10 protein-coding genes are annotated in these 15,568 nt (G+C 69.6%); 4 read left to right on the forward strand and 6 right to left on the reverse strand.

Translation table 11 applies throughout. The annotated features are described in order from the left end of the window. The first annotated feature begins 72 nt into the window (after positions 1-72). The gene (locus ACFWUU_RS18085) at positions 73-681 is read left to right on the forward strand and encodes a hypothetical protein (RefSeq protein ID WP_380176955.1); all 609 of its coding nucleotides are present in this window, start codon (positions 73-75) and stop codon (positions 679-681) included. Here the strand turns inward: ACFWUU_RS18085 and ACFWUU_RS18090 are convergent. Together ACFWUU_RS18090 and lysX are read right to left on the reverse strand one after the other, a co-directional pair. Next, a complete protein-coding gene (locus ACFWUU_RS18090; protein ID WP_380176956.1) occupies positions 678-1,490 on the reverse strand; it encodes a hypothetical protein in 813 nt (270 codons plus the stop codon). The genes ACFWUU_RS18085 and ACFWUU_RS18090 overlap by 4 nt on opposite strands. 147 nt (positions 1,491-1,637) lie before the next feature. Then, positions 1,638-4,994, reverse strand: coding sequence for a bifunctional lysylphosphatidylglycerol synthetase/lysine--tRNA ligase LysX (gene lysX / locus ACFWUU_RS18095; RefSeq protein WP_380176957.1), 3,357 nt, complete (start codon positions 4,992-4,994; stop codon positions 1,638-1,640). A 109-nt stretch (positions 4,995-5,103) separates the two neighbouring features. On the opposite strand from lysX, the gene ACFWUU_RS18100 reads away from it, so the two are divergent. After that, positions 5,104-5,760, forward strand: a complete 657-nt coding sequence (locus ACFWUU_RS18100) for a DUF998 domain-containing protein (RefSeq protein WP_380176958.1) — start codon at positions 5,104-5,106, stop codon at positions 5,758-5,760. Next, positions 5,757-6,521 (forward strand): alpha/beta fold hydrolase, encoded by a 765-nt coding sequence (locus ACFWUU_RS18105; protein ID WP_380176959.1) that lies wholly within the window; start codon positions 5,757-5,759, stop codon positions 6,519-6,521. The genes ACFWUU_RS18100 and ACFWUU_RS18105 overlap by 4 nt, the downstream gene beginning before the upstream one ends. On the opposite strand, the gene ACFWUU_RS18110 is transcribed toward ACFWUU_RS18105, so the two are convergent. From ACFWUU_RS18110 to ACFWUU_RS18125, 4 genes are all read right to left on the reverse strand, one after another. Further along, complete coding sequence (locus ACFWUU_RS18110) at positions 6,514-7,743, reverse strand: ROK family transcriptional regulator (RefSeq protein ID WP_233714893.1); 1,230 nt, start codon at positions 7,741-7,743, stop codon at positions 6,514-6,516. The genes ACFWUU_RS18105 and ACFWUU_RS18110 overlap by 8 nt on opposite strands. 171 nt (positions 7,744-7,914) lie before the next feature. Further along, positions 7,915-10,839 (reverse strand): helix-turn-helix transcriptional regulator, encoded by a 2,925-nt coding sequence (locus tag ACFWUU_RS18115; RefSeq protein WP_380176960.1) that lies wholly within the window; start codon positions 10,837-10,839, stop codon positions 7,915-7,917. A 112-nt stretch (positions 10,840-10,951) separates the two neighbouring features. Then, positions 10,952-11,164: a hypothetical protein gene (locus ACFWUU_RS18120; protein ID WP_380176961.1), complete on the reverse strand. Its 213-nt coding sequence runs from the start codon at positions 11,162-11,164 to the stop codon at positions 10,952-10,954. A gap of 13 nt (positions 11,165-11,177) precedes the next feature. Then, positions 11,178-13,892: a type 2 lanthipeptide synthetase LanM family protein gene (locus tag ACFWUU_RS18125; RefSeq protein ID WP_380176962.1), complete on the reverse strand. Its 2,715-nt coding sequence runs from the start codon at positions 13,890-13,892 to the stop codon at positions 11,178-11,180. A 593-nt stretch (positions 13,893-14,485) separates the two neighbouring features. On the opposite strand from ACFWUU_RS18125, the gene ACFWUU_RS18130 reads away from it, so the two are divergent. Beyond that, the gene (locus tag ACFWUU_RS18130; protein ID WP_233714895.1) at positions 14,486-15,559 is read left to right on the forward strand and encodes an MsnO8 family LLM class oxidoreductase; all 1,074 of its coding nucleotides are present in this window, start codon (positions 14,486-14,488) and stop codon (positions 15,557-15,559) included. Positions 15,560-15,568 lie beyond the last annotated feature (9 nt).

Raw genomic sequence — 15,568 nt, forward strand, 5'->3', positions numbered from 1 at the left:
ATGAAGTTCTTTCGTTCAATTTCTTCCAAGGGCTGTTTGAATCGACTCTTGGGCCGATAATCTCCCGGACTTGTGAGACCGATCTCTGCCACGGCTTCCCGCCGCCCGCCCTGGCAGAATCCGCGGCGACGCCGTCAGGCCGCCGCCGGCGCCGGCGTACTGCTGCTCGGCTGCCTCGTGCTGGCGTATCTCGGGTACCGCAGCGGCGGCCCGCAGCCGGCCAGCCCGGTCGCCGGCCTGGAGCCCGGCCGGCCGACACAGAACCTCCCGGCGATCCCGCGGACCGCTTCGCCGACGGTCGGTACGACGCCCAGCGCCGTACCGACGTCATTGCCGACAGCAACCAAGCCGGGCGAGATCCAGGTGCCGACCGGTCTCACCACCACGGGCTATCCCTTGATCACCACGGGTACTCCGACCCCGCAGGTCGTCGAGTCGACCGGCCCGACGGCACCGGTCACCGAGCGGCCGCCGACCGCCCCACCCACGGCGCCATCCACTGCACCGACCGGCGGCCCGACAAGCACCCCCAGTAGCCGCCCCACCACCTCGACACCCACCGAGCCGCCCCCGACCAGCAGCACCCCGACCGCACCGCCCACCACCCCGGACGACCCCGACCGCCCTGATGGCGGCCTGGGCGGCCTCCTCGGCTCTCTCCTGGACAAGCTCGGGCTCTAGTACGCCTCGACCTCGGTAGTGTCGGCGTTGCCGTTGCGCATGGGTTTGAGGTTGACCTGCCAGCCCTGGTTCTTGCCGAAGGTCTGGTCGAACTTCTTGAAGGCGCAGTCGGCGCGGAACTTGCGATTGTCCGGGTCCCAGTCCGTGCCGCTCTTGAAGTAGAGGTGGTAGGCGCCGCCGATCTGCTTCACGGTGGCGGTCTTGGTCGCCTGGATGTACACCATCACCTGCGGGGTGCCGGGCGGTTTGCCGTCGGTGACGATCGAGACGGCGACGTCCTTCGCCGTACCGTTGGTGATCTTGAGCTGTCCCGTTCCGTTCGGGCCGCGCCGTACAAGGACGTCGCCGTTGTCCGGGCGCACTTGCACGGGCGCAGGACCAGGGTCGGGCAGCGTCTTGCCGAATGTCAGCTTGAGGCGTTGTAGCTGGACGAGCGCGGCACTCAGGTCGGTGCGCAGTTGGCGCTGCACCTTCTGTGACGTGTACGCGACTCCGCCGCACCGCGCGTCGTCCTCGGTCTCCGCCGACAGGCCCGTCAGTTGCGTGGCCGCCACACCGATCCGCACCTGCAACAGCCCGTGTACGGCGGTCAGCCGCGAAGTCACGGTGATCGCAGCCAGTCGCACCGAGATCGTGTTGAGTGAGTCAGCCAGTGTGTTCATGGCGTCGCTGAGCCCCTCGGCCGTGCGGACCCGGGTCAGCCGCGACGCCGGGCCGGCCAGCACTTGGTCGATCCGGGTCAGTTCGGCCTGGTACGCCGCCGAGCCGAGCGGCCCCGCTGTCGGAACGGATGACGCCGGCGCAGGCACAGCACTGCTCGCGACGGATGGTGCGGTCGGCGAAGGACCCGCCTTACCGCCACAACCCGCCAGCAAGCACACCCCGACACAGAGCGCAGCCCAGCGCCTCATCCCCTACCCCCCAGGTCCTCACCCCTGAAGCAGCAAGAGTACCCGTCAGTCCCTAACGCTGGGCCTGACGAACGGAAACGCTAGCGTGCTTCGAATGTTCTGACCCGTCAGCATCATCATCACCCGGTCGACGCCGATGCCCAGTCCTCCGGTCGGCGGCATCGCGTACTCGAGCGCGGACAGGAAGTCCTCGTCCAGCGACATCGCCTCGGGATCGCCCGCGGCGGCCTTCAATGACTGCTCGGTCAGGCGCCGGCGTTGCTCGACCGGGTCGACCAGTTCGGAGTACGCCGTACCGATCTCGGCGCCGAAGGCAACCAGGTCCCAGCGTTCGGCGAGCCGCGGATCGGAGCGGTGGTTGCGGGTCAGCGGCGAGGTCTCCAGCGGGAAGTCGGTGTAGAACGTCGGGAACGTGGTGTTCGGCTCGACGAGCTCGTCGTACAACTCCAGCACCAGCTCACCGGCCGACATCTCGAACGTCGTGTGTAGGCCGTGCTCCGCGCAGATCTCCCGCAGCCGCTCGACCGGGGTGTTCGGATCGATCTCCGTCCCGGCCGCTTGGCCGACGGCGTCGTGGACCGTGACGACCGGCCACTCGCCGGAGATGTCGATCTCGCCGTCGGCCCGGCGTACCACAGGCTTGCCGAAGACCGCGGTCGCGGCCTCGATCAGCAGCTCACGGGTCAGCTCGCGCATCACGTGGTAGTCGGCGTACGGCTGATAGGCCTCGACCGAGGTGAACTCCGGGTTGTGGGTCGCGTCCGCGCCCTCGTTGCGGAAGTTCCGGTTCAGCTCGAAGATCTTGCCCATCCCGCCGACGCTGAGCCGCTTCAGGAACAGCTCCGGCGCGATCCGCAGAAACAGTTCGGTGTCGTAGGCGTTGATATGCGTGACGAACGGCCGCGCGTTCGCGCCGCCGTGCACCGCCTGCAGCATCGGCGTCTCGACCTCGATGAACCCGCGCGTCTCGAAACCGTTGCGCATCGCCCGTACGGCGGCACTGCGCTGCTGCATCATCCGCAGCGAGTCCGGGTTCATCACCAGGTCGATGTGCCGCTGCCGCACCCGCGCCTCGGGGTCGGTGAACCCCTTCCGCTTGTCCGGCAACGGATGCAGGCACTTCGCCGCCATCACCCACGACGTCGCCGCGATCGACAGCTCGCCGCGCCGGCTCGTCACCACCTCGCCGGTCACGCTGACGTGGTCGCCGATGTCGACAAGTCGCCGCCACTGCTCCAGCGGTACGTCGCCGCACGCCTCGGCCGTGAACATCACCTGCAGCTGCGTCAACCCGTCCTGCAACTGCGCGAACGACAGCCCGCCGTGGTTCCGCATCCGCATCACCCGGCCGGTCACCGACACCAGATGGTCGGTGTGGTGATCCGGCGGCAGGTTCGGGTACAGCTCCCGGACCCGCTCGAGCGTCTCGGTCCGCGGCACGCTCACCGGGTACGGATCGATGCCCGCGGCAACGAGCTCGGTCAGCTTGGCCCGCCGGATCTGCTCCTGCTCGGTCAGCTTGCGCTCCGGCAGGGCCGGTCGCAGCAGTTCCTCTTCCTGCCCGCGTACGGCGGACGCGAACGCGCGCCCGTCTGCCGCCATGATCGCGTGCCGCTCAGCCGTCTCGACAGTGTCGACGCGGGTCCACGGCCGCGGCGCCGGCAGGAAGCCCTCCGCCGTACCGGCCGCCAGCACGACCTGGGCTAGCGACGCACCGCGCGAGTAGCACATCAGCCGCGGCGACCAGCGCGGCAGGTACTTCTCGTTCGACTGGTACAGACTCTCCAGCTGCCAGAAGCGCGAGGCCGCGGTGAGCAGCGCGTTGGTCAGACGCAGTACCGGACCGGCGCCGACCCGCTCGGCGTCGCTGAAGATCTCGCGGAACATCGCGAAATTCAGCGAGATCCGGTGGATGCCGAGATCGCCGGACGCCTCGATCAGCGAGGTGACCATGAACTCCATCAACCCGTTCGCCGACTCCGGGTCGCGCCGCATCAGGTCCAGCGACACACCTCGCACGCCCCACGGGACGAACGACAACAGCCCGCGTACGACGCCGTCCGCATCGCGCGCGATGACCATCACACAGCGTGCGTCGGCCGGATCGCCGAGCCGCCCGAGCGCCATCGAGAACCCACGCTCGGTCCGCGCGCCCCGCCACCGCTCGGCCAGATGCACGTACTGCGCCAACGTCTCCGGCGACAGGTCCCCGTGCCGCACAACCTCCGCGTGGTACCCGGCCCGCTGTACGCGCGTCACCGCCTGCCGCACCGGGCGCATCGTCCGGCCTTCGAGCGTGAAGTCCGCGACGTCGATGATCGCCTCGTCGCCCATCGACAACGCGCGCAGGCCGGCATCGACGTACGCCTGGGCCGCTTCCTCGCTCGCGGACAGGACTGCGGGGGACCAGCCGTACGTGCGCGCTTCGACGAGCCAGCGCTGGATCGCGGCCGGCCAGGCGACCGGATCGCCCAGTGGATCACCGCTGGCCAGGCTGACGCCGTTGACGACTCGATAGGCGATCGCGGCGTTGTTGTCCGGGGAGAACACGACCGCCTTGTCGCGGCGGGTGGCGAAGTACCCGAGGGAGTCCCGTTCGCCGTGTAGCAGCAGGAGCCGCCGTACCTCGAGTTCCTCGGGCTGGGTCAGGTACCGGACGCGTTGGACCGAGCGGAGGAAGATCCAGAACGCGATCACCAGCGAGGCCGCGGAGATCGCGCCGACGGTCAGCCCGACCCAGCCGTGTCCCTCGTGACCGCCCAGCTTGCTACGGGACTGGCCGAGGGCGGCGACGATCGCCCAGCCGATCTTCTGCCGCTGACCGCTCAACGTCCGCGGGAAGATCTGGGTCAGCGTGATGCTGACCGCGATCGAGATCAGCATGCCGAAGACCAGCGCGCCGACCGCGAGCCGGCGCGTGCCGGGAGCGAGGCGGGCCGGGAAAGCGCCGCGGATCTTCCACAACAGCACGATCAGCGCGGCCACGACGACCCATTGGACGACCGCCCACTCGAGATCCTGCACCGTGGTGCGGTCGAGGTCGGACAGCCACTCGCTGCCCCCGGGGCTGCTCAGCCGGACCGTGCTGAAGGCGATGTAGGCGGTCAGGCCGAGGAGCCACAGCGCCTCGAAGACCCACAGCACCCAGAGCAGCGCGGCTCGCTTACCGCGCAGCAATGCGCTGCCGACGACCGCGAGGTAGACGGCGGAGAAGATCGTGTGACCGGCCGGGATGCCGACGAAGTCAAAGGCCATGTCCACGTGCTTGACGAGGATCGGCGCTCCGATGTGCAGCGGAATGGCAACGAACGACCACACCGAGGCGAGCACGACGACGCGGCCTACCCAGACCGCGGCTCGGTGCTGCCACACCGGTATGACTACTGCTTGTTCCGACCGCACCAGCCGATCATCCCATTAGTTCGCTGAGACTTCGGTCGACCTAGCACTACCTCGACCCTACCCCTGACGCCACAGCCAATACTTTGGTTGTCATGCCACGCTGACGAGCATGGACGCCGTCCCGTACCGCCTGGTCCGCAACCTGCTGGCGGCTGCCGCCGTGCTGTACTGCAGCCTGCTGCTGGAGGCGGCGGCCGGCTTCCCGCTGGACGTCCACAGGTCCTTCCTGAGTGAGCTCGGCGCACGCGACCAGGCAACCAGTCCGTACGCACGGGCGATGGACCTGTCCAGCAGCGTCCTGACACTGCTCGCGGTCGTGCTCGCCCGCCGGAGTCGTGAGCTGGCCGGGTTGCTGATCAGTACTGCGGTCTTCGCCGTCGGGACGATGTTCGACTCGTTCTCGCCGATGGACTGCGCCCCGTCGGCCGGCGCTGCCTGCCGTGCGGACGAGGTGAACGGCCAGGCCGGTGCGGCGTTGGTGCTGCACGAGGCGACGTCGACGATCGCAGGCGTAGGGACGATCGCCATGGCTGTCTTCGCGATCTTGCTCCTGCGGCGGGCACGCAGGTGGTTGAGCCGACTGGTCGCCGTACTCGCTGGTGGAGTGCTGGTCACTCAGGTCTGGCTGGGGTCGGTGGTCGCTTACGAGACGCTGAGTGGCCAGGAGGTGGCCGCACCGGGCATCCTGCAACGCGCCTCTACCGTGCTGTTCTGCTTAATGTTGGGGACTTTGCTACCAGGTCTGAGGCAAGCTTTCTCTCGATGACCGTGATCTGGATCGTTGTGCCCGGCCTGGCCGAGACTCCGGAGGAGTTCGCCCGGGTCGTCGAGCTGTTGCCGGACGAGGATGTCCGCGTGATCGACCCGTGGCGTACGCCGATCACGTCGGACGTGGATGCGCTGCGCGCGGCTGCCGACGTACCGCCGGACGCGGAGATCGGACTGGTCGGGCATTCGATCGGAGGGCTCGCCGTACTGCGGTGGGCGCTGACCCGGCCGCTGGAGGTGACCAGGTTGGTGCTGGTCGACACCAGCCTGACCTCGGAGACCGGGTGGCGCGTGTTCTACCCGGGTACGCGTGGTGATCGAGCAGTGCGTGCGGTGGCGCGGTTCCTCGGGCGGATCGGACTTCCGAGCGTCATCGGTACGGGAATGCGCCGGCTGAGCGTCCGCGTCGGCAGCATGGCGAACCACGACCTGTTGTCGAAGGCAACGGCAAGGAGCAGGTACGGCGCGGACACGTCGTGGCTGCTGTTCTGGGACGAGCTCGCGGGCAGCTGGGAGCTGGCCGCCGAGGTACAGAAGCTGGTCGCCGGACCGGTCGGCGCACTCGCTCCGACCACAGTGCTGGTCGCCACCGGCGGCAGCTCCCGCTTCACCGCCACCCGCTGGCTGGCGGGCCAACGCCGCCTGGCCGACAAGCTCGGCGGCACAGTCGAGGTGCTACCCGACTCCGCCCACCTGGTCCACCTCGACCGCCCAGACGCAATCGCCGCCGCCGTACTGCGGTCGCCCCGGCCTAGGTAGTGCTGGTCATGGCGGGGGTGGGGAGCTTGCGCTGCCACACCTCGTCCAGCGCCATGCGCATCGCACCGGTGACCACAGCGTCCTCAGCCAGGGCGGACAGCTCCAGCTTCGGGTGGTTGAGCGTGAGCAGCCGCAGCTGGTCGGAGATGGCGTCCAGCAGTACGGCGCCGGCGCGCGCGACACCGCCACCGATCACCACGGCCGTCGGGTCCAACACCAGGATGGACGGCGCCAGAGCGCGTGCGAACGACCGCGCGACCTGCTGTACGACGGCCTGCGCGACCGGATCGCGGTCCGCCGCTGCCGCGAACACGTCCGCCGTGTCGAGCTGGTCACCGCCCAGCTCGGCCAGACGCGACTCCGGGTGGTCCAGCGCGGCCTGACGACCGAGCGCTGCGATGGCCTCCGAGCCGACCGCCCGCTCCAGCGGTCCGCGGCTGTCCTCCGGGTTGATCACGTCATCCGGACCAGTGGCGATGAAGCCGATCTCACCGGCCGCTCCGGTACCGCGGTGCAGCCGGCCGTCGATGACGATGCCGGCACCGAGCCGCTCGCCCCACTGGACTGCCAGCAGCGTGCCGGTGCCGCCTCGCGCGGCTGCGATCGCCAACGCGGCCAGGTTGGCGTCGTTGTCCAGCATGACCGGGCAGTCGAGCAGACCGCGCACGTGCTTGATCAGATCGATGGCCGACCAGCCCGGCACGCTGGGGACCAGCTGGACCCGTCCGGTGTGCTCGTCGACGATGCCAGGGCTCGCGGCGACCGCAGCGGCGACGTCCTCGGCCGGTACCTCGGCCTCCGCCAGCGCCTCGGTGATCACCTCACCGATGACACCGAGCAGCTCCTGGGCGGTCCAGCCCGGTCCGGAGCGCCGTACCAAGGACAGCTTGCGGCCGGCCAGGTCGGAGACGCCGACGGTCACCCGGTGCGGGCCGACATCGAGGCCCAGAACCGGCGCGGCGCGGCCGCGGAGCGAGACGCGGATGGCCGGGCGGCCGAGCGACCGGTCCGCGGAGTCGGGGCCGTGCTGCTGCAGCCAGCCGGCGTCGAGCAGCTCGTCGACGGCCTGCGCGACCGTCGGTCTGGCCAGACCGGTCCGCTCGACCAGCTCAGCGACGCGCAACGGTGCCGGCGCGGATCGTCGGACCGCATCCAGGACCGAGGCGACATTGATCCGCCGCAGCATCGTCGTACCGCCGCCGCCGACCGTTCCCTTGCTCATGTCCGACCCCTTGCCTGCCACTCGCACAGTATAGATAGCGAGCGTTCGTAAATACTGTCCACTGGCCGCGTCGGTTGGCGGAAACCGATGCGTGAGTCGACAACTATCACCCAACGGGTGCCAGATGTTCCAGCACACGCATCGCTGCCCGGAATCGGGTCGGCTCCAGGCTCAGCCCTGGAGGGCGGTGCGGGCGAAACTGCTCAGTGCCTCCCGGTCCGGTTGCTGGGTCTTGGTCATCAGACTCGCCACGTGCTTCTCCACGGTCCGCGGCGAGATGTGCAGCCGGGAGGCGATCGACTTGTTCCCGATCCGGTCCACCAGCAGCTGGCAGACCTCGAACTCCCGGGTGGTGATGCCGAGCTGCCGCAGGTGCGCCGGAACCAGCTCCGATCCGTTCCGCCGTTGGGAGACCGTCGCGCCGAGCTGCCGCATCAGACCGCGACAAGCACTCGCCACGGCGGGGATGCCCGCGGTGTGGAAGTAGTCCTCGGCCAGCCGCAACCACCCGACCGGATCACCCCAGCCGTCGGCGTAGGCAGGCTCGGCAACCAGACGCAGACCGAGGTTCCGCGCCAGCGGGAACAGCGCCGCGGTCTCCGTCGCCTCCTGCACCTTGGCGTTGGCTGCTTCGACCTTGCCGTCCCGGCCGAGCAGTACGGCCTCTGCGAACTGGACGAACTGCCTGTTCCACCGCATCCCGCTCGCCGCCGTCGCGGTCACCGCCTCGTAGTGCGCCCAGCCGTTGCGACCGGACAGGACGCCGAGCAGCAGCGCCAGACCGTTCTTGCCGGTCAGGTGGAGGGTGGTCGGGTTCTGCGCGTCGTAAGCGAGCGCCTGCGCCAGGTCGGAGTCGGCCAGCTCGCGGTTCTCCTCGAGCAACGCGCAGAACGCCCGGGCCAGCCCGTAGGAGTACGGCAGTTCGTACGACGCTCGCTCGCCACCCCAGTTCGCGACCTCGGCCAGCGCTGCTTCCATCGCGGCCCGATGGCCCTGGTGCGCCTCCAGCATCGCCTTGATCGCCAGGAAGTAGGTCGCGGCCCGACCCATCCGTAGCCGCCGGGTGACCTCCAGGCACTCGGCGATGATCTCGGCGGCCCGGGCGTACTCGGACCGCAGGATCGCCTGCTGGCCGAGGATGCCGTCCATCTCGTACATCAACTGGATGGCGCCGATCCGCAACGCCTGCTGCCGGGCCTGCTCGAGCTCGAGGATGCTGCCGTTCGCGAGGCAGATGGTGCCCGCCTGGAAGAAGTGCGAGGCGACTCGCTGGTGCGTCATCCCTTGGGCCTCGGCGATCTGCCGGGCCCGATGGAAGTAGTCGACCGACCGCTCGAGGTCGTGCTCGCGGGCCAGGATCCCCAGCAGTTGCAGGGACTCGCAGGCCACCTCGGGCAGCTCCGCGCGTTCGGCCGCCGCGGCCGCGCGGAGGGCCAGTTCGGTCGCGGTCCTGAGCCGGCCGGGGCTCGTGCGGGCCAGCTCGAGGTTGGCCGCGATCGCGTCGACCGGGGCGAGGTCGGCGTCGCCGGCATCGCTGCCGAGCAAGGTGCGGGCGGTCGCGACATGCGCCAGCGCGGCCGACCAGCGACCGGCCATCATCTCGGCGTTGGCGAGCTGGACGTGCAGTGCGGCGACCTTACGGCTGTCGAGGTTGCGGTCCGCAAGTTCGTCGACGGTCGCGGCGTGCGTGGCGATGTGCTCGTAGCCGCCGGTCTCGCTCAGCGCGAGCAGCAGCGAGCCGAGCACGTCGGCCCGGTGGCTGATATCGGGATCGGCGATCAGCAGGGCGTTCGCCCGCTCGAGCAGGTTGGCCGCCGACCCGGTCGAGCCGTCGTCGAACGACCGGCGCCCGGCCAGCGCGAACAGCCGCCCGGCACGGATGCTGTCGCCACCGGTGTCGGCGAGCTCGGCGACCATCGGGCACCACTCGCCCGGCAGACCGGGATGCAGTTCCTCGACCGCGTCTGCGCAGCGACTGGCCAGGTTCGACCGTTCGGTCGGCGTCAGGCCGGCGAGCAGCGATTCGGCGGTGAGCGGATGCCGGAACGCGTACCAGTCGGGCGCCGGCTCGTCCGGACCGACCAGCTGGGCGGCCACGCCGGCCCGGAGCGTGGCCAGCAGTTGACGTTCGTCCGTCCCGGTCGCCTCGCGGACGACGCTCAGCGGGAACCGGTGCCCGATCACAGCGGCGAGCACGAGGATGTCCCGCGACTGCTGCCCGAGCTGCGCGGTACGGCTGCTGATACTGCGCACCACCGCGGCCGGGACGTTCGTGTGCAGGTCGTCGACCACCTGCACGCTGCCGTCCGGCCCGGACACGAGTTGTCCGCTGCGGTTCGCCTCCTGCAGCAGCTCTTCGACGATGAAGGGGACTCCGGCGCTGTCGTTCCACAACTGGTCCGCCAGCTGCTCCGGCACGCCGTCGACCGGAACCTCCAGGCAACCCGCGGCGAGCTCGGCAACCTCCGTCCGCCGCAGCGGTTGCAGCTCGATCAGTTCAGCGGTACCGCGCTGCGCCGACAATCGCGCCAGCTCGTACGCCGCGCAGGTCTCGGACCGCATCGTCGCCACGAGCGCGATCGGCTGGTTGTCCAGGTTGTCGAGCATGTACTCGATCACGGCCAGCGTCTCCGGGTCGGAACCGTGCAGGTCCTCGAGGACGAGTAAGCACCCGTGCTCCCGGCCGACCAGGGTCAGCAGTCGCAGTACTGCTTCTCCGAGTACGACCGGTGACGCAGCGGTGTCGTGCGCCGTACCGTCGTCCCAGTCCGGAACGAGCCGGCCGAGCACCTGCTGGTACGGCCCGAGCACCTCGGTCGCGGGCATCTCACCACGCCGGATGAGCGACAGCAGCGCCTCGGTGAACGGGCGGAAGGCAACCATCGTGCCGATCGCCCCGACCCGTCCGCGCAGTGTCGTCATACCCGCGTCGAGGGCCTCGGTGGTGGCCGTCGCGGCAAGCCGGCTCTTTCCGATACCGGGCTCGCCGACCAGGAAGATCGCACCACCTCGACCGTCACCGGCGTCGGCCAGCAGGCGGTGGTGGCTCTCGATCTCCCGGGCTCTGCCGACGACGGTAGGCGAACGGGTCTGCACGATTGCCAACTGTAACGACGAATTGCTGTCACCGCAGATAGCTTGACCGAGGGCCGGTTGTACCGGACCCTCGGTCAAACGTTCGCTGGTGGGTGCCAGCAGGTCGTCGAACCTAGATCGTGCCGAACGGGCGGCCGTCGGGGGCCGCAACTACGGCGGCCGCCAATGCGCTCATGCCGACGGTTCCGACCAGGGCCATCGCCCGCAGGCCGACCTTGTGCCGCATCGGCAACGTGATCGGACCGAGCGGGTCGGTGTGTTCCGGAGCGGCGGACTGTGCATCGGCCGTGGTGCTGGGCTGAACATCGTGGTGCTGGGCGGTCATGTCGTTCCCCTTGTCACTGTGTGGGCTTTGGTGCTGTGCCACACCTCGACCCGGCGGTTGGTTCGAGCAGCAACACGGACGGAACCCGTTGGGGGAACGCAAGGCGGAGCACTCCGTACCCGATCCCTGCCAGACCGGTCAGCAGGCCTGGAGACGGTACGGCTCGTGGTGTTCCACACTGCGGTCCGTACTGCTGTACTGCCGCGAGCACCAACCCGGCACGACGTCGCCGTACCGCCTCTGCAGTTGGGTACTCACGTGCGGCGAGCCACATCAGTGACTCCACCGCGCCGAGCTCGCCGTGGCACAGACTCAGATCGGCGAGCACCGGACGTTGTGCCGCGGTCCTCAGGTAGCTGTCGAGGTCCGCTGGTACTCCGGCCGCCGACCGGGCCAGCGCTGTCCCGGCGTCGCCCGAACACCAGCCGTGGCCGGCGGGTGCGTTCCGCCGGTCCAGGTCGGCTGCTGTCCGGGCGGCGTCCAGGTACCTGTCACCAGGTGCGCCGTACTGCCCGAGGGACCATGCGATTCCCTGGAAGCCGCGAGCGAAGCCGTGTTCCGCTGCTACTCGGCCACGGAGGCCGCTCTCGACTGTGGTGACCAGGTGATCCGCGTACCGCTCGGCCAGTCGGTCGGCGGCCGGAAGTCCTGTGATTGCTTGCATCGCGGCCAGTCCGCCGGCCGCGCCTTCGACGTACGACGGGAACTCGGTGGCATCCGGCACCAACTGCTCACTGAGCTCGAGCGAGCCGGCCAACCAGGTGCTCAGGCCGGAGTCGCCGAGGAGTGTGCGCAGACGGTCGAGGCCGTAGCTGATGCCACCGAGCCCGTGGAACCCCGCTCCGACCAGTTGGGCGGACTCGAGGTCACCGGCCAGCGCTTCGAGCAGCTGGGGGATCGGACGGATCGCGTCGCGCGCCAGCTCGCAGTACCTGTCGGCTCCGGTGATCACACCGACCTGTGCGAGGAAGAGCGCCGTACCGGTGTAGCCGTTGGACAGGCCCGCGCCCATGGAACGCACGGCCCAGTGGTGATCGTCGAGCAACTCCAGGCCGAGCCAGTTGGCCGCGCCACCGGTCTCACCGATCACCTGCGCGACGATCTCGTCGGCGATGTCGGTGGCTGCGGCAAGCAGTTGGTCGGGGTCTGCCTCGGTGGTGCCCAGATGTTGCCGAATCCTCGTACTGACGTGCTTGATCGGCTCCGGACGGGTCGCGAGGCACGCGGAGATCAGCCAGGCCTGCCGATGCTCGTCGACGTCGCTGAGGCCTGCGATCTTCGCCTCTACCGCCGAAAGCCCTGTAGTTGCGAGGACATCGGCGACCTGCGTGCCGTCCGACGCCCACACGTCCGTGCTGTCGGGGCGGGCGGTGAACAGCGGTACGTCGCCTGCCCACAGGTCGGCCAGCTCGTGCGGGACGATGGCGTGCAGTGACTCGTCCGCATCCCACAGCAGGTCGAGCAGCTGACTCCGGCGAGCTGCGTCACGCAGTGCGTCCGGATGGGTCGACTCGTCCAGCAGACTGGTGTACAGGCTGGTGCTGCGCGGTACGAACCGGAGTTGGTCCGCGGCACACTGCGCCAGCAGACCCTCAGGTCCGAGGAACTCGTCACGGTGTCGGGCGATCGCCTCATACGCGGCCCGAAACCCTGTGAGGACAGCGATCTCGTGCTCACGGGGCTCGATCGTTGCTCCGTCCAGCATCGGCCGGTTGGCCGCGCTCTGCGGCTGTCCGGGACGCCGGACGAGATGCATCGAGTCCAGCCCGGCATCGGCCCAGTCGACCACGCTCGTCGACGCTGTCGAGCCGGCGTCGCCGCCCAGCCCGGACACGTCCGAAACGCCGTACTCACCCGACACGAGCAACGGAAGCAGCGCGGTGCGGTACACCGAGCCGAGCAACGAGCTGTACGCCGGGTCGTGGGACAAACCGGTCACCGGCAGGCGGCTGGGGTGGAACAGCGTCTCGACATCGACCAGCACCGGCTGGTCGCCCGCGGCGATGAGGTTCTCGAAGTGCATGTCGGTGCCGTCCAGCACGTACAGCAGCGCCAGCAGGGCACCTTGCCGCTGGTAGAAGCGCCGTACGCCGGCGAAGTCGTTGCAGGGCTCGTGGACGACGTACTCCAGCCAGCCGTAGCCGTCCCGGGGCAGCAGGCGGACCGTGCGGATGTCCAGCGCGGTCTTGGCGTTCGTCCAGTCCACAAAGGCGTTGAAGTGCTGGTGGAGCTCCAGCGACCGGGGCTTGTAGACCAGCCGCCGGCCGTCGGCGAAGGTGAGGATCGCGGTGCACCGGCCGCCCCGGTGCGGGTCGCCGCCGGGGTCGATCGCGGTCAGGGACCCTGGGTCGCGGCCGTCGAGCAGTCCGGAGACGAGTGACGCACGGTCCTCGGCGAGTCGTGCCAGCAGCTCGAGGTGACCCTCGACGCCCTGACGGCACGACTCGCCCAGGACCCTGGCCAGCACCGGGTACGCGGCCAGGAACTCCGCCAGCTCGCTCCCTCCGACCAGCCGGTGGGTGAAGTCGAGGAACCTCTCGGCAGGGGTGTCGCCGGCCAGCTCGCCGCGGTCCCGGGCCCGGGCGAGCTCCAGGACCAGCGTGCGGGCGGCCAACTTGACCAGGCGGAGGCCCAGCCGCTGCAGGAACTGCTCGGCGAGTACGCCGGTGTGCCCGGCCGCCGCCAGGTCCCGGCGAGCCGAGTCCAGGAGCGGTTCCAGGCAACGCATGAGCGCCTGCCGCCAGTCCGTGCCGGACCCATCCGTTGTCGTGGCCGCTCCACCTGACGTGTAGCCGCCAATGACACCGGTCCCTGCAGGGTCTCGACCGGCGACAGGCGCGCTCGGTGGGAGAGAGGTACTGCGCTCCACGTACTCGGCCCAGGCCGGCGCGGAGTGGGTCAACTCGTGCGGCCGGACGCCCGCGGACCACCAGGTCTTTCGCTGGCTGATCCGGGCTTTTCCCGCGGTCGCTGAGTTGAGCACGGGCTCAGGCTGCCATCGGGGACAGTACCCGGGCATGGGTACTCAGCCCCCATATTCCTGTCCGTTCCGGGTCGGTGTAGCTGAGTGTCGATCGGTGTCTGCCGCGGGGTGACGACTGGGGGGTAGAGCACCCCGCGGCAGCGGACCGGGCCGCCCGGCCTTTGGTGGAAAGCCGGCGGCACGCCCGGAACGATGCCTGCGCGGGACCGGGCCCGACAAGGGCTGTCACCACCCATTTTCGGACCGCCGACAGGGGCCCGAGGATGGGGGCACGGCGGCCGGAACTTGGGTGCCGAATCCCCATGCGTGAACAGGTCCCGCGCTGTCACCGTGGGCCCGTGCTCACCACTGTCGCTCCCGGACTACCCGTCTCGGCCCACTCTGTGCTGGACGTTGTACCGCAGCTGCCCGGTCAGTCGGCTGCGGCCGCGCTCCGGGAGACCGCGGAGGTGGCACTGGCCGCCGATGACCTCGGATACCGTCGGTTCTGGCTCGGAGAGCAGCACGGTGTTCGAGGTGTCGGCGGCGCAGCACCGGCCGTGCTCGCGGCGGTTCTCGCCGCGCGGACCGACCGGATCCGCCTGGGCGCCGGCGGACTCCTACTGACCACCCACCAGCCGCTGGTCGTCGCGGAACAGTTCGCCGCACTCGCAGCGGCGTACCCGAGCCGGATCGACCTGGGTGTGGGGGAGCAACGCAGCGTCGCACCGAGTACTGCGGCCGCACTCGCCGGTGGCGCACGTGACTCGTTCCCGCAGCGGCTGGACGAGCTGTGCGGGTTCCTGCGCGACGGTACGCCGGGCCGGGCGCCGGTCGGCGACGTACGGCTGTCACTGGCCGGTCTGCCGCCACCGGTCTTCGTGCTGGCCGATCACGCAGGTACGGCGATGACTGCCGCCGTACGCGGGCTGCCGCTCTTCCTGTCGCACCACACTGCGGCTTCGGTGACGCCGGCTGCGGTCGCCGCGTACCGGGATCACTTCGAGCCGACCGGACCGAAGGTACGGCCGTACCTGGCCGTAACAGTCGGCGTCGTGGCAGCCGACTCCGAGGAGGAGGCCTTTGCCCGATTCGCGGAGTACGTCCGGGTGAAGACCCGACTGGCTGCGGCTGGACCACGGGTCACGTCGGGCGAGCTGATGGCGTTGCTGGAACCGCCGCTGACCGGGCGGGAGCGTGGACGCGCAGAACGACTGCTGGACGACCCGGGCCACATCGTCGGCTCACGCGCGACCGTGGCAGCCGGACTGGGCGCACTGGTAGCCAGTACGACGGCGGACGAGGTCATGCTCGTCCCACTGGCCTTCGACGGAATCATCCGCTCGGCGATCCTCCGCACTGTTGCGGCCGGGCTGACTCGCATCGTCCGTACGGTCCCGAGGCACACGCCTCCGCTGATAGCCACGGCCTAGTCTGGGTAC

The organism is Kribbella sp. NPDC058693 (genome assembly GCF_042715335.1).
In the GTDB taxonomy this organism is placed as follows: domain Bacteria; phylum Actinomycetota; class Actinomycetes; order Propionibacteriales; family Kribbellaceae; genus Kribbella; species Kribbella jiaozuonensis.

Coding starts and splice junctions, on each gene's coding strand:
- ACFWUU_RS18120 (WP_380176961.1), bottom strand. CDS start 11,164: ATGACCGCCCAGCACCACGATGTTCAGCCCAGCACCACGGCCGATGCA.
- ACFWUU_RS18125 (WP_380176962.1), bottom strand. CDS start 13,892: ATGCGTTGCCTGGAACCGCTCCTGGACTCGGCTCGCCGGGACCTGGCG.
- ACFWUU_RS18105 (WP_380176959.1), top strand. CDS start 5,757: ATGACCGTGATCTGGATCGTTGTGCCCGGCCTGGCCGAGACTCCGGAG.
- ACFWUU_RS18110 (WP_233714893.1), bottom strand. CDS start 7,743: ATGAGCAAGGGAACGGTCGGCGGCGGCGGTACGACGATGCTGCGGCGG.
- ACFWUU_RS18100 (WP_380176958.1), top strand. CDS start 5,104: ATGGACGCCGTCCCGTACCGCCTGGTCCGCAACCTGCTGGCGGCTGCC.